We start from the raw sequence: 17,916 nt of genomic DNA on the forward strand, positions 1-17,916 counted from the left end.
CCCAGTCACCAGACCAGGATCTCGCTGGCCGGTCTTACGGGTGTGGGCTACGCCCGCCTAAGTTCGAGCACCGGAATGATGCGGATTCCAGCAGTTTGGCGTGCGTACTCGGCAAAGCCTGGGTAGCGCCGCGCTTGCTCGGCGTAGATGCGGTCGCGTTCAGCGCCGGTCAATTCGCGGACGGTCACCTTGTATGTCTCGGTTCCGCGCTCGACACTGCCGACACCGGCGGCGGTCAAGTTGTGGTACCAGTCCGGGTTGGTGGGTGCTCCACCCTTGGTGGCGAAGACGTAGATGACGTCTGGCTCGGTGTCGTGCGGGAGGTACATCACCGGGTTGACATGCTCCCGCCCGCTTTTGCGGCCGGGGTGATGTAACAGGACCAGCGGAGCGCCCTCGAAGTTTCCGCCAACCCTGCCCTCGTTCGCTCGGAACTCCGCGATGGTCTTCGCGTTCCAGTCGAGCGTGTCGCTCATGTCGAACTCCCGTCGGTCACGATCCCGGGGTATGCGCTGGGACCGGGTGATGGAAGGCCCTGCGGCCGTTCCTGGCGATCAGGCCTTTGACCTGGTGCTTCATGGTAGCTAGGCCCCATCCCGGAACTGGGTGGAGACGAGCGGACCGGCGGCTACGACACCTTTACGTGGGCGTCCACTGCGCAGATCACGTCCAACTCGGCGAGGGTCGCCTCCTGCGTCCCTCTGGACTGATCACGGTCAGCCGCGTCGCTCCAGACTGGTCGTGAAAAATTCTTCCCTTGAGTGCACTGACCCGGTAACCTTTTGCCGAAGCGCCAGGCAGGGCCACCGGGGGTGGCTCCAGATCCGCACGCCAAGGCCGGCCTCCGCTGGGATGTAGGTGCAGCGTCGTCTTCCCCCCGATGGAGTTCACATGCAGACCGTGAAACGACTGTCAGTCATCCTCACGGCGGCCGTCGTAGCTTCTCTCACGGCCGCCACACCGAGCTTCGCATCGAATACCACCCAGCTGGTCGTCCACTTCTACGGGGGCGGCACGCAACGCCCGGGCCAGATCACGGCTTCTGCGCTCGGCGGCAGCTCCGCCGCTGCGAAGGCTCTGGCGCACGACTCGTTCGGGGAGGTCGCGACGTTCGACTTCCCCGATGCGGGTGACGATGCCCATCTCGGCTTTACCGTCTCCGGCGACAGCGTGTTCCCGAACGACCGTCGAGTGGTGCGAGCCACGTCTGGCGAAGCCGAGGTATGGGTTCTGGACGGGGACGCCCGCGCCTACCAGGCGCCCAAGCAGATCGCCCCGACACACGTCGTGCGCAACGATTCGAAGGCGTACGTCGCCGTCGAAGATCTGGTGGGCCTCCTCGGGCTGACATACAAATACGCCCTGAACACCTATGTGTTCGACGGTCACGCCAAAAACACGACCAACATCCTGACGATCTACCGGAACCGTGACTATTTCGAGATCGACGTCGCCCACAACCGCATCGGCTCGAACGTAACGGGCAACATGCTCAACGCCTACACCGACACGGTGTTCAACGACATCGACGGGTACTACGCCGGTGGTCGTTACTACCTGTCCTACGGCGCGATCGAGCGGCTGTTCCAGGTTCGCACGCTGATCCTGGACGACGGAAGCTCGTACATCCTGATTCCTCAGGTCGTTGCGCACGGTAGCCTCGAAACGGCGGACCCGGCGACGGTCGGATTCGACCCGGCCAAGCTCGACGCGATCGACGCCTACGTGCAGCAGCAGGTGGACGCCGGTGGTCCGGCGGTCGCCTTCGTGGTGACCAAGGACGGCAAGACTGTCAAGAACAGCGCCTACGGCTACGCGAAGAAGTACGGGACGGCCGTCGTCGATGGCCAGATCCAGCCGGCGGTCCTGCTGCCCGTGGATGAGCGGGAGCCGGCGACGACCGACACGCTGTTCGACCTGGCCTCCAACTCGAAGATGTACGCGACGAACTACGCGATCCAGCGCCTGGTCAGCGAGGGCCGGCTCGACCTCAATCGCACCTTGCAGAGCTTCCCGGGCTGGGAGAACTTCCGTGACAACTACACGGTCTACACGGGCAAGTGGACGGTCGGCGGCTCGGGGGGCATCACGGCTAGGCGCACCGGCAAGCAGACCATCACCATCCTCGATATCCTGCACCACAACGCCGGTCTGATTCCCGACCCCGAGTACCCGAATCTGAGCTCGGCGGGGGCCCTTTGGTACCAGACCGACAATCCCGACGATCGCACGGGCATCATCGACGCAGTCTGCAAGACCCCGCTCATGTACGCCCCGCGCACGACCTTCGCCTACAGCGACGTCGATTTCATGATCCTCGGGCTCCTGGTGGAACAGATCACCGGGCAGCGCCTTGACGAGTACATGCAGCAGGAGTTTTACGGTCCGCTCGGCCTCGACCACACGATGTTCCGGCCGCTTGACCACGGCATCGCGCCGGAGCAGGTCGCCGCGACCGAGCTCAACGGGAACACCCGCGACGGCCACGTGTCGTTCGGCACGTTGCCCGGCGGCACGCCCGTGCCGATGCGCCACTACACGCTCCAGGGTGAGGTGCACGACGAGAAGGCCTACTACTCGATGGCGGGAATCGCGGGCCATGCCGGGCTGTTCTCCGACACCGCCGACATGGCGGTGCTGACGCAGCTCATGCTCAACGGCGGGATCTACGGGGACAAGCAGTACTTTTCTCAGGAGGTGGTGAACCAGTTCACCGCACCGTTCAGCCTGAACCCGGCGACGGTCGACTCGTCGACGATCGCCCTCGGCTGGCGGGTGCACTCGAAGAGCGCCGCTGCGTACTACTACTTCAACTGGGGCCCGAGCCGTGAAAGCTACGGCCACCAGGGCTGGACCGGCACGCTGACGGTGATCGACCCCCTTACCCAGATGACCGTCACCGTGCTGACGAACATGCGTCACTCGCCGGTCGTCTCGCCTCCGAACGGGTTCGCCGGTGCGAGTTTCCCGGTCTCGGACCTTGTCCCGATCGTCGCGCGGGTCTACAACGCGCTCAATGGGCAGTCGGAACAGTTCAGCCCGCTCGCATCGGTCCGGTCCGTCAACGACGTGACCGTCCCGGCCGGGAGTTCCAAGGCAGACGCGCTCGCGGCGCTGCCAGCAACGACCACGATCACCGACAAGAACGACGTCGAGCACGTCGTCTCGCTGGACTGGTCGATCAGCGACTACAACGGTTCCTTCCCCCGCGACTACTCGGCCACAGGTCGGTTTACGCTGCCGGCCACGGTGCTACCACCGGCACCGGGTGGGCCCGGCCTTGAGGTGTCGGCCACAGTCCACGTGGTGCTCACGGCCGACCCGTGGGCCGCGTCGAAGGCCTACGCCGCCGGCGACCTCGTCGAGTACGGCGGCACGGTCTGGCAGGCTTCCTGGTGGACGCAGAACCAGGTGCCGGGTGACCCGTACGGCCCGTGGCAGGAGCTCCGGAACGCGCCGGATGGCACGACGGTGTGGACGGCCTCTCGTGTGTTCGTCGCGGGTGACGTTGCCGTCTACCAGGGGGTTCGGTACCGGGCAAAGTGGTGGACACGCAACCAGGTGCCGGGAGACGCCTACGGCCCCTGGCAGCCGATCGTCTGATCAGCGAACGCGGCGGGCCCGGGGCTCCAGTCTCCGGGCCCGACTACCTGGCCTACGCGACCCCATACATCCACAGGCTCCGCCCGGCCCAGAGGCTGGCAGCTCAAGCAGACGGCGTGACCGGGGACCGCAGGCCGAGCCACTGCTCGGCGTCCCAGGCCTGGAACCGCTCTACCTCGGTGAACCCCAGCTTTGCCGCGAGGCGCATCGAGCCGACGTTGGCGGTTTGGGTGGTGAGCACCACCGGCTCGCCGGGAAGGACGCCGTCGAACCAGTCGAGTGCCGCCGCGCACGCCTCGGCGGCGTACCCGAATCCCCACGCCCGCGGCAGGAACAGGTAGCCGAGATCGGCCTTCCCCGCGGCAGCCGGGCGACGGTGCCCCGTTGCTCTCCTGAGCAGGATCTGGCCGATCATCGCCCCGTCGAGATCAACGACGAAACTCCCGGGCCACCGCTCGGGTGCCCCGGGCATCTCGCGCTCAAGCTCGTCACGCGGCCGGGGGCCGCCGAGGTAGGTGTGCACCTCTGGCGACGCCAGCAGCTCGATGAACGCCGAACGGTCCCGGGCCTCGGACTCACGGAGCACGAGCCTCTCGGTCCGGATCGGCTCAGGCGGCCAGGCGACGGGCCCGAGCTCAGTCATGTCGGCCAGCTAATCAGCAGACTCGGCAGCGATCAAGACTCGCGGACCGATCAACCCACCGGCCCGGGCCCCACCCTCACCTACGCGGCCGGGCCCTACAAGCCACGCCTGCCAGGAACGGGATGCCTCCCGTTTCGATATGGTCAAACCGACGGCCGGCTCCTTCTCTTTGCACCAGATCACGCTTTCGCGAATGTCACGCCGTTGGCCGGCTCTCCGCCGTATTCGCTACTCACGATCGATGGTGTGCCCAACCTCGCGGCCTGGATAGAGGTGTGTGCCGCGGCCTGGCGATAGCAGCTGGCCGACGAGCGCCCGCATCTGCCGGGCGGTGCTCGCTACACAGCGTTACAGCACGTGGTGCGGCCGGCGCCCGGATCTGACGAATTGAGTACGTTGCCGGCCGCTGGGGCTTGCCGTTGCGTGGGTTGTTTGAAGCGGTCAGCGGACGGCGTCGGTGAGTCGGGTGGCGAGGTCTCGGATGTGTGTGATCAGTTCGGGTGGTTGGTGGATCTGGAAGCGGAAGCCGAACAGTGCGACGTAGATGGCGAGTTCGTCGAGGGAGTTGGATCCGGTGTGCAGTAGGCAGGTGTGCGGGTCGACGGCTTCGATGAAGCCGACGGTGGGTGGGATACGTTCGGCGGCGGCCTCTGCTGGCGCGTGCAGGGTGATCTGGGCCTGGTAGCGGTACGGCGCGGTGGATACGCCGCGGGTGAGGTAATCGGCGAGGTTGACGTCGGGCGCTTGCCGTGGGGTGAATCGCGGGCCTGCTGGGATGCGGGGACGGATCCGGTCGACGCGATACGTACGCCAGTCGCGCCGGTCGGTGTCCCAGCCGATCAGGTACCAGCGTCGGCCGGTGTGCACCAGCCGGTGTGGTTCGGTGTCGCGTACCGAGTCGGTGCCGTCGTGGCGTTGGTAGTCGAAGCGGAGCCGCTGGTGCTCGCGGCAGGCGGCGGCGACGGCGGTCAGCACGTCCGGGTCCACGGTGGGGCCGGTGGCGGGGACCGTGACGGTGACCGAGTGCAGCAGGTCGACCCGGTGCCGTACGCGCGACGGCAGTACCTGTTCGAGCTTGGCCAGTGCGCGTAGCGAGGTTTCCTCGATGCCGGTGACCGTGCCGCTGGCTGCGGTACGCAGCCCGATGGCGACGGCCACGGCCTCCTCGTCATCCAGCAGCAGCGGCGGAAGCTTCGTTCCGGCGCCGAGTCGGTAGCCGGCCGCACCGGGGGTGGCGTGCACCGGGTAGCCGAGGTCGCGCAGTTTCTGGATGTCGCGGCGCACGGTCCGCACGTCGACCTCAAGGCGTTGCGCCAGGTCGGCGCCGGTCCAATCGCGCGGGGTCTGCAGCAGCGAGAGCAGACGCAGCAGCCGGGCGGAGGTTTCGAACATGCCCCAAGTCTGCCAGTTAGCCTAGGGCCGGACCTGTCCTAGCCTGCCCGTAGCGTGATGCTCATGAGCGAACAGATCACCCCGTTCCGGATCGAGATTCCCCAGGACCGCCTCGACGACCTGCGCCACCGGCTCGCCAACACCCGTTGGCCGGAGGAGTTGCCGGGCGCCGGCTGGGAGGCCGGGGTGCCGCTGGACTACCTGAAAGACCTGGCCGACTACTGGCAGACCACGTACGACTGGCGCGGCCACGAGGCACGGCTGAACGAATTTCCCCAGTTCACCACCGACATCGACGGGCAGACGGTGCACTTCCTGCACGTGCGTTCACCCGAGCCGGACGCGCTGCCGCTCATTCTCACCCACGGCTGGCCTGGCTCGGTCGTGGAGTTCATGAAGATCATCGGGCCGCTGACCGATCCCGCCCGATACGGCGGCGACCCCACCGACGCCTTCCACGTCGTGGCCCCGTCACTGCCCGGCTTCGGCTTTTCCAGCCCGCTCGCCGGCCCTGGCTGGGGCACCAGCCGAGTGGCCCGCGCCTGGGCCGAACTGATGAACCGCCTCGGCTACCACCGCTACGGCGCCCAAGGCGGCGACACCGGCTCGATCGTCTCCCCCGAGCTCGGCCGGATCGACCCCGATCACGTGATCGGCGTACACGTCAACAACCTGGGCACCTTCCCCTCCGGCGATCCGGCCGAGCTGGCCGGCCTCACCGAGGCCGATCAAGCCCGCCTCGCGTTCATGACGACCTGGGGCCGGGACATGAGCGGGTATGCCATCGTCCAGTCAACCCGGCCACAGACAATCTCCTACGCCCTCACCGACTCACCGGTCGGCCAGCTTGCCTGGATCGTCGAGAAGTTCAAGGAATGGACCGACCCGGCCGCCAAGCTGCCCGAAGACGCCGTCGACCGCGACCTTATCCTCACCGACGTTTCGGTGTACTGGCTGACCGGCACCGCCGGATCCGCCGCCCGGATCTACTACGAAGACGCCCGCACCTGGGGCCAGGTCCAGAGTCGTTCGTCAGTACCGACCGGGGTGGCGGTGTTCCCCAACGACATCACCATCCGGCCCCTCGCCGAACGCGACCACAACGTGGTGCACTGGACCGAATTCAACCGCGGCGGGCACTTCGCCGCCATGGAAGCACCCGACCTCCTGATCGGCGACCTACGGGAGTTCTTCCGCCGGTTCCGCTGACGGCAACCAGACAAGGCGGACCTCTCGCTGGCCCGGACCGCCCGGTCCGGGCCAGCGGGACAGTAACGGACCCGAATTGCGTGAGCGCCCACACGAACCACGACACCGGGAGATGTGCTCCATGACCAACCGTTCCAGCGTGCTGCCGCGGCTGTCCTGGCCCGATGTGTGGGGCCGGCGACTCGACCGGCACGCGCTGTCCACCCCGGTACGCGACGGCAAACCCGCCGATGCCGTTGCCGCCATGTGCGGCGCACACGCCCAGGTGCTCTCCGCCGCCGAGGTGTCCATCGGGCTGCGGGTAGCCGGTGCCACCCGCAGCGACATCCGCGACGCGCTGTGGAACGAACGCAGCCTGGTCAAGACGTTCGGCCCGCGCGGTACCGTGCACCTGCTACCGGCCCGTGATCTGCCACTGTGGGCCGGCGCGCTCGGCGCCTTGCCACCATCTCCGAACAGCATGTCCGCCGACGTGCGGCTGACCCCGGACCAGACCGACGAGGTCGTCGCGGCCATCGCGGAAGCACTGGCCGACGCGGAACTGACCATCGACGAACTCACCGCGGAGGTGGCCGCCCGCACCGGCCCCTGGGCCGCCGACCCCGTGATGCCGGCGTTCGGGGCCATGTGGCCGCGCTGGCGGCAGGCGATGCACCTGGCCGCACACCGTGGAGCACTGTGTTTCGGCCCGAACCGCGGGCGGAAGGTCACCTACACCAGCCCGCAGCGGTCGCTGCCTGGATTCCAGCCCGCCCCGGCACCCGACGCCCTCGCCGGCCTGGTCCGGCGCTACCTGCACGCGTACGGGCCGGCCACACCGCAGCAGTTCGCGCAATGGCTGGCCGCGCCTCGCCGCTGGGCAACCCAGCTGTTCGACTCCCTCACCGGCGAACTGCAACAGATCGACGTCGCCGGCAGTGTCGCCTGGGTCCCGGCCGGCGACACCGCGCCGGCACCCGTGCCACCGCACGGGGTGCGGCTACTGCCATACTTCGACGCCTACACCGTCGGCTGCCACCCGCGCGAGCAGCTCTTCCCCGGCGCCGCCGCGCGACGCGCGCTCTCCGGCGGCCAGGCCGGCAACTTCCCGGTACTGCTCATCGACGGCACCGTTGCCGGGATCTGGCACTACCACCGCTCCGGACGCAAGGTGAACATCACGGTCGAGCCGCTTACCCCGCTCACCGTCGCCGAGCGTCGGGATCTCGACGACCAGGTGGAACGCATCGGGGAAATCCTGGAAGGCAGACCACAGCTGACCATCGGCGCCGTGACCATAGGCGGCCACGCGTAACCACGCCAGCGCCAACCGATCCGGGCGGCTATCCGAAGCGGTCAGCCAGCTTCGTCAGCTTGGTGACGTACGCCGGCCAGTCATAGTCGTGAGGGATGTTGGTGTTCTCCCGCCGCAGGCCGATCGCCGTGTCGTGCTGCTCGCGCATGATGTCGGCGTGACCGGCGTGACGAGCGAGGTCGCAGGTCACGTGGACGATGATCCTTTGCAGCGTCACGGCTTGTCCACCTGGCCGCCACCACGACACCCGCCCCGGCGCGTCGAGCGGTAGCTGTTCGATCGTCTGATCCGCGAACACCCCGACACGGCGATACAGGTCGATCAGCCCATCCTTCGTCTCCTCCTCCCGCGCGTACCAGTCTGCCTGCGGGTCCTCCTCGAACGCCTGCATGGGGACCAGTTCCTCAGGCGTCGGGAATTCGCGCCCGAAGGTAGGCCCGAAGTAGCCGGCTTCGACATTGAGGCAATGCTTAAGGACTCCCAGCAGGTTGTTGCCGGTCGCGGTGCGGGGCAGTCTGGCCTCGCGTTCGCTCAGCCCGTCGAGCTTCCAGATCAGGTCTTCGCGAGCCGCCTGGAGGTAGTGGTGCAGCGCAGCCTTCGCATCGCCCAAGTCAGCCATGCCCGCCAGTCTTCCTTATGCGTCGAGCCAACGTGCGGGGTGCCATCTGCAAGATCAGCGCCCGGCTGGAGCGGTCGGCATCCTCGGCTGCCCCGGATCGGGCGCGTGGGCAGCCGGTGCACCCATCACCCGTGACCATCACCACCCGTCGGCCGGCTACCATCGTGCCCCGCGCGATCACCACCGCCGAGGTAGAACGGATCCGTGACGTCCCGCAGGGAGTCGACGAGCCACCCAGGCCAAAGAGCGAGCTGATGACGCGGCTGCGGACGGCGACCACCGCCGACGAGATCATCGACGTGCTCTGTGAGCTTGGTCGAGGCCGGCGCGGGGGCGCCGAGGAGCTGGCGTACCTGGCCGATCATCCCGATCCGGACGTACGCGACACCCTCGAAAGCGACCTGCGGGCTTACCGCGGACGCGAAGCGCGGCGGCTCCGCGAGCGGTTACAGCTCAACCGACCAAGATGTGCAGTGCCTGCCGCACCATCGGCCCTGCACTACCCCTGTCCGTACGCATCTTCGGTTGCGGCGAGTTCGGGTATACGGCGGATCGGGACGTCAACGCGGCGGTCAATCTCGCTGGCTGGGTCGAGCAGCACCATGCCCGGACCCGGGACCCCGAAGTACGAGGCCCGGTCACCAACGCCTCCCGAGGGGACGGCTCTGACCGGCGCCTACGCGCCGGTGAAACCAGCCCCGGTGACGGAGGAACCCTGCCGCCACGAACACCCGTGACGGCAGGGACGCCCGAGAAGGGCGATGCCTCATGACCCAACGGACTATTGAGACACGCTGTAGCCAAGCGGGATCCCGGCTCGACGAGCGCCTTGCTGACCACCAGACACCGGCAGGGAGAGGTGACTGACCTTGGTGTTGACGGTGATGGTCGGCCGCGAGGTGAGCCTGTCGGCCGAGTAGCTGCGGTAGCTGCCGACGATGATCACGCCGATCCGGTTGCCGGCGGAGAAGACGTAGTCTTCCGGCAGCAGCGGGATAGTGAGCTCGTACGCCTGGCCCGGTGTCATGGGCTCGTCCACCGCGACGGAGTTGCGATTCTGTCCGTCGAGGATCCCCTTGGTCACCCGCCATTGGGTGACGTTGGTCGGCCGGTACGCGACGGGTCGGTAGCACCCGTCGTCGGTCGGGCTCGACTCGCCGTAGCACTCCTCGGGCAGCGTCGTCTGGAGGATTCCGTCGCCGGTTCGGCTGTTCTGCGTACTCGGTCCGTACTCGACGAGGATCGCGCCGAAGTAGGCCTGGTCGAGGCTCGACGATGCGGTCAGGTTGATCACGGGGGTGCCCGAGATGCGTAGGTCCGCTTCGAGCGGCGGGGACAGGAAGGCCAGGCGGTTCTCTGACGGCTGGTTCGGGTTGTCGATCATCGCCGCTTCGAGCTGGTTGGGGTTGTCGACGAACGAACGGGTTGTCGGCGCGCCCTGGGCCGGGGTGAGTGCGAGCCCTCCGGCGCTGTCGGCGTCGGGACGCAGCCACATGTTGACGTTTCCCGTACGGGGGATCGGCCAGTCGGCGTGCTGCTCCCAGACGCCGACGGACGGTTCCACATCGACCTTCGGCTCGTTCACGATGCCGTTGTTGATCCCCTGGAGCCAGTAGTCGAACCAGCGGTGGAGCGTGCCGACCCACACGTCCCGACGGAAGTCGAACGGGTCGATGTGACCGACGCGGCCGAGCCACAGCTTGCGCGGGACGTCGTACGTCTTCAGCGCTTGCCAGAACTTGCTGAAGTGGTCGGGCCGGACGTTGTCGTCCTGGATGCCGTGGACGAGGAACACGCTGGCCTTGATGTTCGCGGCGTCGTCCAGGTAGTTCCGTTCGTGCCAGAACGACGTGTAGTCGCCGTGTTCGTCGCCGTCGTTGGCCCCTATCTCCTTCCAGACCGGCGCGCACCTGGACTGACGTGCCGGGTCGTCAGCCGTGATGGTCCGGGCGAGCGACTCCAGGTAGTTGTTGCCACGCGTGATGATGCCGTTGCTGCGTGTGTAGTCGTAGTAGTTGTACGGTCCGGAGATGGGGACGACGGTGGACAGGCCGTCAACGCCGGACGCCGCTGCGGCCATCGCCAGTGATCCGTCGTACGACTTTCCGATCATCGCGGACTTGCCGTTGTGCCAGTCGACCACGACCGGATTGCCGTGGGAGTCGTGCCCGGTGCGGCGGCCGTTGAGCCAGTCGATGACTGCCGCTCCGGAGGCGTTCTCGTTCGCGCCCTGGATCGTCGGGCAGCCGGTGGAACCGGCCGTGCCGGGCATGTCGACGAGTGCGATGGCGTAGCCACGAGGCACGAAGTAGTTGTCGTAGAACAGCGGCCAGCGGTCGAGAAGACCATCACCATCGAGGTCGGCCTTGAGCTCGGACTCGTTGCCGCGCCCCAAAGTCGCGTAGTAGGGGCTGTCGTCGATGATGACGGGCACCTTCAGGCCCTGCGCGGTGGCCGCCGGCCGGATGAGGTCGACACGGATGACATCCTTGACGCCGTCCCGGTCGCTGTCGAAGTCGGTGTCGACCCAGATCCGCTCGCGGATCGCATCGGCGTAGCCGAACACCGGCTGGGTGACTCCGTCCGCCACGGCGATCGTCGGCGCCTCGACCCGCTCGGCGGCGACCGCCGGCGCCGTCACGGCTAGCATCGCCATCGCTGCGCCGACCGAAACGATCGCCCTCATGGCTTCCCTCCTCATCGGCCCGCCGGCAACGCTCGCCTGACACGCCGGCTCGACCACTATGCGCACCTTAAGAAGAGGCCGATTGATCGTCATCAGGCAGATGCACGAAGTCCGTGGCACGCCACATAGACATCTGCCGAGATGCCGAGACAGTGCGCGGACCTGCCAGCCCAATCCAGCCAGGCGAGTCCGACAACGTGCAGCCCTGGTTCAGGACCACACCGATTAGGCGGCCTTGAAATAAAGGGGCAGGACCAGCGCGGTGGAGACCGCCAGCTCGCGGTCGAGCGCCTCGTCGCGGGGCACGAAGACCATGGCTCGACCTTCACCGACTACCACGTCCTGTTGCCGCGCGTCGGTGGTGCCCTGGAAGACATGGACCGTGACGGTGTGCGGAAAGCCCTCCTCATAGGGGCGCGGGCCGGTCCACAGTGGGTGCAGCTCGCCCACGGTCAGGCCGGTCTCCTCCAGCAGCTCGCGGCGGGCAGCCTCCTCCGGCGTCTCGCCGGGCTCGATGTGGCCGCCCGGCAGGCCCCATTGGTTCGGCGAGACGGGTGCGTGCTCGTCGCGGTGCTGCAAGAGAACCGCACCTGAGGGATCGACGAGCAGGACGAGGGCAACCTCATAGCTGGCCACTCCGAGATCATGTCATGCCGGATCCCGTACCCGGAGACTCATGGTCGGGGGCTGACCAGCCCGGTCTGGTAGGCGATGACGACCAGCTGCGCGCGGTCGCGCGCACCCAGCTTCGCCATCGCGTGGCTGACATGGGTGCGGGCGGTAGCCGGACTGAGGAACAGCTCGGCCCCGATCTCGTCGTTGCTCAAACCCTGTCCCACCAGGGCCAGTACCTCACGCTCGCGTTGCGTCAGCACCGCCAGCCGTTCTTTCCCGGCCTGGGTGGCGATCCGTTCCTCGGTGAACTGGGCGATGAGACGCCGGGTGATCCGCGGCGCGAGCAGCGCCTCTCCAGCGGCGACCACCCGGATGGCGTGCAACAGCTCGGCCGGCCCGGCGTCTTTGAGCAGGAAGCCGCTCGCGCCGGCCTGCAGCGCCTCGAAGACGTACGCGTCAGTGTCGTACGTGGTCAGGATCAGGACCCGGACCTGCTCGAGACCGCGCGTCTTGGCGATTTGGCCGGTGGCCTTGATCCCGTCCAACTCCGGCATGCGGATGTCCATGAGTACGACGTCAGGCCGGGTGGCCCGAGCCCGCTCCACGGCCTCGGCGCCGTTGGCGGCCTCCCCTACCACCATAATGTCGTCTTCGACGTCGAGCAGCCCCTTGAACCCGGACCGCACCAGAACCTGGTCGTCGGCGAGCAGCACCTTGATCGGGGCCTTGCCGTATGACGGGTTGGCCGCCGTGCTCATGGGAGCACCGCTCCGGCCGGCACCAGCGGCAGTCGCGCCTTGACTTCGAACCCGCCGCACGGCCGCGGCCCGGCGGTCAGCTCTCCGCCCAGGAGCCCGCAGCGCTCGCGCATTCCGATGATCCCACGGCCCGACGTGGCCGAGCTGTCGGTGTCGGCCCGGCGTTGGGCCGGCGCGTCCCGACCTGCGGCGCCATCACCCGAGGCATCCCGGACACCGTCATTGGCCACTCGAACCTCCAAGACATCGGTTCCGTAGTCGAGCGCGACCGTCACCCGCGTCGGGCCGACGTGGCGGATCACGTTGGTGATCGACTCCTGCAAGATCCGGTAGGCCGTGTTGTCCACCGCGCTCGGCAATGGCGTAGCCGACGAATTCACCTCGAGCTCGATGTCGAGTCCGGCCTCGCGGGCCACCGAGGTGAGCTCGGTGATCTGGCCCAGGCCGGGGTGCGGCACTCGCCCGTTGTCCGGAGAACGAAGCACCCCGAGGATTGCCCGCATCTCGTGCAGCGCCTGGGCGCTCGTCTGCTCGATGATCACCAGCGCATCGCGCGCCCGTTCCGGCCGTTTGTCGAGCAGATACGCGGTGACGCCGGCCTGCACGTTGATGACCGCGATGGCGTGCGCGACCGTGTCGTGGACCTCGCGCGCGATCCGGAGCCGCTCGGCGTCGACCCGCGAGCGCGCTTCCTCCTCCCGGGTCCGTTCGGCCTGCCGAGCACGCTCCTGGGCTTCGGCCGCGATGACCCGCCGAGACCGGATCGACTCACCGAGGGCCGCGGCCATGATCGACGCCGCGATCCGGAAGAAAACCCATCCGATGGCGGCCCGCGGCTCGATGTCGGCCGCGGCGATGAGCCAGCCGGTGGCCAGCACGGCGATGCCCCCGTACGCGATCACCAGCGACCTGCGCCCGTCGCCGTAGGCGGTCAGCGTGTACAGGGCGACGAAGAGCCCGATCCATCCGGGCCCGTCCGGGAAGCCGATGGCGAAGTACACCAGGCTGGCGAGAGCGGCCGTGATGAACACCGGCATCGGCCAGCGGCGGCGCACGGCCAGCACCAGGCCGCAAACGGCCAGTAGGACGTATCCCAGGTGCCCGAAATCGGCCAGCGACCGCGACCCCGGCTCCGCGGGTTTCGCGAGGGTGCCCTGGACCTGCATCACGGCGACGAAGAGTCCGAGCAGGACGTCCTGCGCCAGGACAGGCAGCCGGAACGGTGCCACTCGGCGTTTCATGCCGCGATCATAGTGGCCGCGCCCGGGTGACCAGCTACGACAACGGGCGTGACCAGGCACGGGCGGCCTACGCAAATCTGCGTAGGAACTGCCATCCGCTGCCGGAGGACGCGCGCGGGTCGCGGCGCGATGATGCTTCCGTGGTTCGACCGACTGCAGTCTCAATGACTGATGCGGTCTCTGCGCGCGAAATTCGCCAACGCTCACCTGGCGTGCCGCGGCCGGGCCGCTGGGCAGGCTCGGGGCTGCCCAGCGGGCGGCGGCGCGCGAATCGCATGGCGTGACCCAAACAACCTGAAGGAGGCTACGTTGCGAAAAGTATTCGCCGGCCTGGCGGGCCTGCTCATGCTGGCCGTCGTGGCACAGTTCTACCTTGCCGCGAGCGGCGCGTTCAGCACCGCGCCCCACGACGAGTCCTTCCGGCCGCATCGCACCCTGGGGTACGTGATCTTCCTCTTGCCGGTGTTGATGACGATCGTTGCCGCGGTGGCCCGGATGCCCGGCCGGCTCATCGGGATGGCCGGTCTGGTCGCCGGGTTGGCTGCCGTCCAGGCGGTGATCGTGGCAGTCGCCAAGGCGTTCAACGACACGGGCGACACCAGCACGACGGCCGGCCAGCTCGTCTTCGGCCTGCACGCGATCAACGGTCTGGCCATCATGGCAGTGGCCGTCCGCGTCGCCCGGCAGGCACGAGCGCTGTCGAGGCCCGCGGTGGCCGGTCGACGGGCCGGGGCGGGCAACGACGCGGAGGTGTCCGGACCAGCAGCCGAGACGGCTCAGCCGGCGTCATGACGATGGGTTAGTTGATCGTCGCGGACCACCTGGTCGCGCTGCTGAGCGTTGGCGCGTGGTCCGCGACCGTGCGGCGGGTGCTGGTGGGAGGTACGTCGTGCGGCGTACGGCGGGTGTCGTTGCACGACCGACGGCGGCAGCCTCCTCGCGGGCCATGCTCGGGGCAGAGGGCGAGCAGGAGCGAGCCCGAGACCGAGGGAGATCGTGATGTTGGCTTACGTGTACGCCCACCCTGGCCCGTGGTGGGGAGACGGGAATGGGCACTGGAGCGGTGGAGCGGGCTGGTGGCTGATCTTCCCTGCCCTGTTCTGGCTCCTCGTGCTGTCGTCGCTCGGTTACCTGATCTACCGCAGGTCGCCGGCCCGGTCGGCGCGCAGCGCGGCCGAGCGGATTCTCGCCGAGCGCTTCGCACGCGGCGAGATCAGCGAGGAGGAGCTGAAGCAGCGTCGAGCCGTTCTGCGAGGCACAGCCCGGTGATTGGGGGCGGAAGGCGAAGGACGTTCTCGGCTGGTGCCCGAGGTCCTGGACCAGCCGCACCGGCCTCGCCGGGAGACTCCTACGTGAGCACTGGCGGGCGCCAGTCGGCGTAGCGGGCCATCGAGCGGAGAGTCAACCGCGGCGGGGTCAGGCGCATGATCGTGTTGCGTGCGGCCACGGCAACCGGGTTGTTCAGTTGCTGGCCGAAGCGGCCGATCGCGCGGGACGCCTTCGCCACCCGCTGGCTCCGGGGGCGGCGCTGCCGGTCGTAGGCAACCAGGCCGTCCGGCCGGTCGGCGACGGCGGCGAGGACGACGGCGTCCTCGAGCGCCTGGTTGGCGCCCTGGCCGAGGTGGGGTGTCATCGCGTGAGCGGCGTCGCCGAGCAGGGCGACCCGGCCCTTGACGTAGGTGGTGAGCGGCTCGTCGAGACAGGCGAGTTCGTCGCGCAGGACCGTGTCGGTCGCGCTGATGACGGCGGGGATCGGGTCGTGCCAGTTGCCGAACCGGGCGTGAACCTGGGTCAGCTCGTCGACGGCCGGCTGGGTGGGTGCGGTGTTGACGGCTCCGTACCAGTACACACGTCCGTCGATGAGCGGCACCATCCCGAACTCGGCGCCGCGGTCCCAGCTGACCGCGACGACGAGGTCTCCGTCCCAGGCCGGCGTCACTCCGCGCCATGCTGTCACGCCGACGCGCACCGGGCCGGCGGCATCCGGCCACAGCAGTCTTCGCACGGTGCTGTGGATCCCGTCCGCCCCGACCACGAGGTCGGCTCGTGTCCGGACGAGTCCGTTCCGGCTTCGATAGGTGATGTCCCCGTCGGCGGTGACGGCGGTGACCTCGGCGCCGGTCTCGACGGCGCCTTCCGGCAGGGCGCCGAGCAGGATCTCGTGCAGGGCGGCGCGGTGGACACCGACCGCTGCGGTGCCGAGCCCGTGCGCCAGCTCGCCCGCGCCGATGCGGGTAATCCACCGGCCGTCGGACCGGCGCGCGCCACCGGACATGTCTTCGCGTCCCCGGTCCCGTACGGCCCCGCCGAGGCCGAGTGTGTCGAGACAGCGCAGCCCGTTCGCCTGGAGCACCAGGCCGGCCCCGACCGGCCCGAAGGTGGCGACACGTTCGAGCACGGTCACCTGCCAGCCCTTGCGATGCAGGCCCACGGCCGCGCTCAACCCGCCAATGCCGGCACCGATCACCACGGCCGTCCGGTCCATCCCCGCACCTACCTTCTACAAGTGTAGAAGTCATACTACAGGCGTAGAAGGGAGTCGCAAGACCATGACGACCAACCGGTTCGCGGTCCTCACCGATGCCGCGATCGACGTGCTCGCCGAACTCGGCATGCGCGGCCTCACCCACCGCGCCGTCGACGCTCGGGCCGGGCTGCCGCAGGGCACCACCTCCGCGTACTTCCGTACCCGCAAGGCGCTCATCGAGGCGGTCGTACGCCGGCTCGCCGACCTCGACCGGGCGGACCTGGACGCCCGCCGGCTGCCGGCCGGAGCCGACACGCCGGCGGTCACGTTGACCGACATCGACCATGCAGCCGCCGACATCGCCGCTCTCCTCGACGAGTGGATGAGCACCGCGCGGCATCGCACGCTGGCCCGCTACGCCTGCCTGCTCGAAGCCACGCACCACCCCGAGCTACGGACCATCCTTGAACACGGCGACGCCTCTCGCGCGCAGTCGAGGTCGATGCTGGCAGCTGCCGGTGCCCAGAACCCGGCGCAGGCCGGCGACCACCTCGTCGCCTGCATCGACGGCCTGCTGTTCGACCGGCTGGTCGGTGCGGGCGCCCGCACCGCCCCACCACCTGGCACAGCCGCGAACCGAGCGGACCTGGCCGTCGCGATCACGACACTGCTCCGGGCGTTCTCCGGCCAGAACCCCGAGGCGCAGCGATCCGGCGCGTAACCAGGAACATCCGCGCGCCGGGCGTGCTAGGAAACCGGCCCGCGCGCCCGTCCGGGGCCATTGCCGGAGCGGGTGTTCGATCGCCGCTTCCTGCGGCGGCGTCGCGCTCGGTTGCCCAGCTGAGGAGGCCCCTCCCGCCGCTTCCGTCTCGGCTTCGGCCACCCGTCCAACGGCTCGAGGACCTCGACGGCATGGCGGAGAAAGTAGCGGGCGGCAAATGGCAGGCCGACCGCCAGCGCGGCCGCGAACAACCATTCGATCTCGCCGTCGGGCCACATCCACGTCGCCCCCGGGCCGTTCACCCGACCGGTCACGTTCGGGCCGGGGCGTTCGTCGGCGTGCATGAACAGTCGTACGGAGTCGATGTGAACGTCGCCGGCGCTGGACGTGAAGGGGCCCGTACAGCTCCAGCCCAAGGTCCAGAACTGTGGATCGCGCTGCGCTGTGCTCTCTTCGCAGGTGACGGCGACGGAACCGGGCACACCAACGGTGACGGCCCGGATGCCATCCCAGGCGCCACCCAGGGCGAACCACCAACACGCGACGACCGCGACGGCCACGCCGACCAGCACACCGGATACGAGGCGGGTTCCCCAGTCCGCCTCCCGTATGGCCATCGGTAGATGTCTCAGCCTCGGGCGTCGCGCCGGCCGGCTCCGAGCAATCCG

17 protein-coding genes are annotated in these 17,916 nt (G+C 68.5%); 7 read left to right on the plus strand and 10 right to left on the minus strand.

What is annotated here, in order from left to right; translation table 11 throughout:
* Positions 1–47 precede the first annotated feature (47 nt).
* A complete protein-coding gene (locus ACNAW0_RS02070) occupies positions 48–476 on the minus strand; it encodes a nitroreductase family deazaflavin-dependent oxidoreductase (RefSeq protein WP_416285921.1) in 429 nt (142 codons plus the stop codon).
* Positions 477–891: 415 nt separating this feature from the next.
* Here ACNAW0_RS02070 and pbp4b point away from each other — a divergent pair, with 415 nt between their 5' ends.
* Entirely contained in the window at positions 892–3,603 is a 2,712-nt protein-coding gene (gene pbp4b, locus ACNAW0_RS02075) for a penicillin binding protein PBP4B (protein ID WP_416285922.1), read from the plus strand.
* Positions 3,604–3,706: 103 nt separating this feature from the next.
* On the opposite strand, the gene ACNAW0_RS02080 is transcribed toward pbp4b, so the two are convergent.
* Both ACNAW0_RS02080 and ACNAW0_RS02085 read right to left on the minus strand, forming a co-directional pair.
* Complete coding sequence (locus ACNAW0_RS02080; protein WP_416285923.1) at positions 3,707–4,246, minus strand: GNAT family N-acetyltransferase; 540 nt, start codon at positions 4,244–4,246, stop codon at positions 3,707–3,709.
* Between the two features lie 441 nt (positions 4,247–4,687).
* A complete protein-coding gene (locus tag ACNAW0_RS02085) occupies positions 4,688–5,638 on the minus strand; it encodes a helix-turn-helix transcriptional regulator (protein WP_416285924.1) in 951 nt (316 codons plus the stop codon).
* Between the two features lie 63 nt (positions 5,639–5,701).
* Between ACNAW0_RS02085 and ACNAW0_RS02090 the strand changes: the two genes are divergently transcribed.
* A complete protein-coding gene (locus ACNAW0_RS02090) occupies positions 5,702–6,847 on the plus strand; it encodes an epoxide hydrolase family protein (protein ID WP_416285925.1) in 1,146 nt (381 codons plus the stop codon).
* Between the two features lie 121 nt (positions 6,848–6,968).
* Positions 6,969–8,141 (plus strand): winged helix DNA-binding domain-containing protein, encoded by a 1,173-nt coding sequence (locus ACNAW0_RS02095; protein ID WP_416285926.1) that lies wholly within the window; start codon positions 6,969–6,971, stop codon positions 8,139–8,141.
* Positions 8,142–8,169: 28 nt separating this feature from the next.
* Here the strand turns inward: ACNAW0_RS02095 and ACNAW0_RS02100 are convergent, their stop codons facing one another.
* Entirely contained in the window at positions 8,170–8,760 is a 591-nt protein-coding gene (locus ACNAW0_RS02100; protein ID WP_416285927.1) for a DinB family protein, read from the minus strand.
* Between the two features lie 466 nt (positions 8,761–9,226).
* On the opposite strand from ACNAW0_RS02100, the gene ACNAW0_RS02105 reads away from it, so the two are divergent.
* Complete coding sequence (locus ACNAW0_RS02105) at positions 9,227–9,532, plus strand: zinc ribbon domain-containing protein (protein ID WP_416285928.1); 306 nt, start codon at positions 9,227–9,229, stop codon at positions 9,530–9,532.
* A 9-nt stretch (positions 9,533–9,541) separates the two neighbouring features.
* Here ACNAW0_RS02105 and ACNAW0_RS02110 read toward each other — a convergent pair whose 3' ends face one another.
* The 4 genes from ACNAW0_RS02110 to ACNAW0_RS02125 all read right to left on the minus strand — a co-directional run bounded on the left by ACNAW0_RS02110 (position 9,542) and on the right by ACNAW0_RS02125 (position 14,267).
* On the minus strand, positions 9,542–11,446 hold the full coding sequence (locus ACNAW0_RS02110; protein WP_416285929.1) for a CocE/NonD family hydrolase: 1,905 nt from the start codon (positions 11,444–11,446) through the stop codon (positions 9,542–9,544).
* A gap of 225 nt (positions 11,447–11,671) precedes the next feature.
* A complete protein-coding gene (locus tag ACNAW0_RS02115) occupies positions 11,672–12,082 on the minus strand; it encodes an NUDIX hydrolase (protein ID WP_416285930.1) in 411 nt (136 codons plus the stop codon).
* 38 nt (positions 12,083–12,120) lie between these two features.
* Positions 12,121–12,819 carry a response regulator transcription factor gene (locus ACNAW0_RS02120; protein WP_416285931.1) on the minus strand — a complete coding sequence of 233 codons (699 nt, stop codon included), beginning with the start codon at positions 12,817–12,819 and terminating at the stop codon, positions 12,121–12,123.
* Positions 12,816–14,267 (minus strand): sensor histidine kinase, encoded by a 1,452-nt coding sequence (locus tag ACNAW0_RS02125; RefSeq protein ID WP_416285932.1) that lies wholly within the window; start codon positions 14,265–14,267, stop codon positions 12,816–12,818. Before ACNAW0_RS02125 ends, ACNAW0_RS02120 begins: the two co-directional genes overlap by 4 nt.
* Positions 14,268–14,369: 102 nt before the next feature.
* Here ACNAW0_RS02125 and ACNAW0_RS02130 point away from each other — a divergent pair, with 102 nt between their 5' ends.
* Both ACNAW0_RS02130 and ACNAW0_RS02135 read left to right on the plus strand, forming a co-directional pair.
* Positions 14,370–14,852 carry a DUF6220 domain-containing protein gene (locus ACNAW0_RS02130; RefSeq protein WP_416285934.1) on the plus strand — a complete coding sequence of 161 codons (483 nt, stop codon included), beginning with the start codon at positions 14,370–14,372 and terminating at the stop codon, positions 14,850–14,852.
* Positions 14,853–15,059: 207 nt separating this feature from the next.
* A complete protein-coding gene (locus ACNAW0_RS02135; protein WP_416285935.1) occupies positions 15,060–15,329 on the plus strand; it encodes an SHOCT domain-containing protein in 270 nt (89 codons plus the stop codon).
* 79 nt (positions 15,330–15,408) lie between these two features.
* On the opposite strand, the gene ACNAW0_RS02140 is transcribed toward ACNAW0_RS02135, so the two are convergent.
* Positions 15,409–16,545: an FAD-dependent monooxygenase gene (locus ACNAW0_RS02140; protein ID WP_416285936.1), complete on the minus strand. Its 1,137-nt coding sequence runs from the start codon at positions 16,543–16,545 to the stop codon at positions 15,409–15,411.
* 64 nt (positions 16,546–16,609) lie between these two features.
* On the opposite strand from ACNAW0_RS02140, the gene ACNAW0_RS02145 reads away from it, so the two are divergent.
* Positions 16,610–17,248 (plus strand): TetR/AcrR family transcriptional regulator, encoded by a 639-nt coding sequence (locus tag ACNAW0_RS02145; RefSeq protein ID WP_416285937.1) that lies wholly within the window; start codon positions 16,610–16,612, stop codon positions 17,246–17,248.
* Positions 17,249–17,274: 26 nt separating this feature from the next.
* Here the strand turns inward: ACNAW0_RS02145 and ACNAW0_RS02150 are convergent, their stop codons facing one another.
* Positions 17,275–17,865 (minus strand): hypothetical protein, encoded by a 591-nt coding sequence (locus tag ACNAW0_RS02150; RefSeq protein WP_416285938.1) that lies wholly within the window; start codon positions 17,863–17,865, stop codon positions 17,275–17,277.
* Positions 17,866–17,916: the final 51 nt, after the last annotated feature.

Origin of the sequence: Micromonospora sp. SL1-18, assembly GCF_047921505.1 — a bacterium.
GTDB lineage: Bacteria > Actinomycetota > Actinomycetes > Mycobacteriales > Micromonosporaceae > Micromonospora.

Coding starts and splice junctions, on each gene's coding strand:
- ACNAW0_RS02105 (WP_416285928.1), top strand. CDS start 9,227: ATGTGCAGTGCCTGCCGCACCATCGGCCCTGCACTACCCCTGTCCGTA.
- ACNAW0_RS02095 (WP_416285926.1), top strand. CDS start 6,969: ATGACCAACCGTTCCAGCGTGCTGCCGCGGCTGTCCTGGCCCGATGTG.
- ACNAW0_RS02140 (WP_416285936.1), bottom strand. CDS start 16,545: ATGGACCGGACGGCCGTGGTGATCGGTGCCGGCATTGGCGGGTTGAGC.
- ACNAW0_RS02135 (WP_416285935.1), top strand. CDS start 15,060: ATGTTGGCTTACGTGTACGCCCACCCTGGCCCGTGGTGGGGAGACGGG.
- ACNAW0_RS02100 (WP_416285927.1), bottom strand. CDS start 8,760: ATGGCTGACTTGGGCGATGCGAAGGCTGCGCTGCACCACTACCTCCAG.
- pbp4b (WP_416285922.1), top strand. CDS start 892: ATGCAGACCGTGAAACGACTGTCAGTCATCCTCACGGCGGCCGTCGTA.
- ACNAW0_RS02145 (WP_416285937.1), top strand. CDS start 16,610: ATGACGACCAACCGGTTCGCGGTCCTCACCGATGCCGCGATCGACGTG.
- ACNAW0_RS02090 (WP_416285925.1), top strand. CDS start 5,702: ATGAGCGAACAGATCACCCCGTTCCGGATCGAGATTCCCCAGGACCGC.
- ACNAW0_RS02150 (WP_416285938.1), bottom strand. CDS start 17,865: ATGGCCATACGGGAGGCGGACTGGGGAACCCGCCTCGTATCCGGTGTG.
- ACNAW0_RS02080 (WP_416285923.1), bottom strand. CDS start 4,246: ATGACTGAGCTCGGGCCCGTCGCCTGGCCGCCTGAGCCGATCCGGACC.
- ACNAW0_RS02085 (WP_416285924.1), bottom strand. CDS start 5,638: ATGTTCGAAACCTCCGCCCGGCTGCTGCGTCTGCTCTCGCTGCTGCAG.
- ACNAW0_RS02070 (WP_416285921.1), bottom strand. CDS start 476: ATGAGCGACACGCTCGACTGGAACGCGAAGACCATCGCGGAGTTCCGA.
- ACNAW0_RS02110 (WP_416285929.1), bottom strand. CDS start 11,446: ATGAGGGCGATCGTTTCGGTCGGCGCAGCGATGGCGATGCTAGCCGTG.
- ACNAW0_RS02120 (WP_416285931.1), bottom strand. CDS start 12,819: ATGAGCACGGCGGCCAACCCGTCATACGGCAAGGCCCCGATCAAGGTG.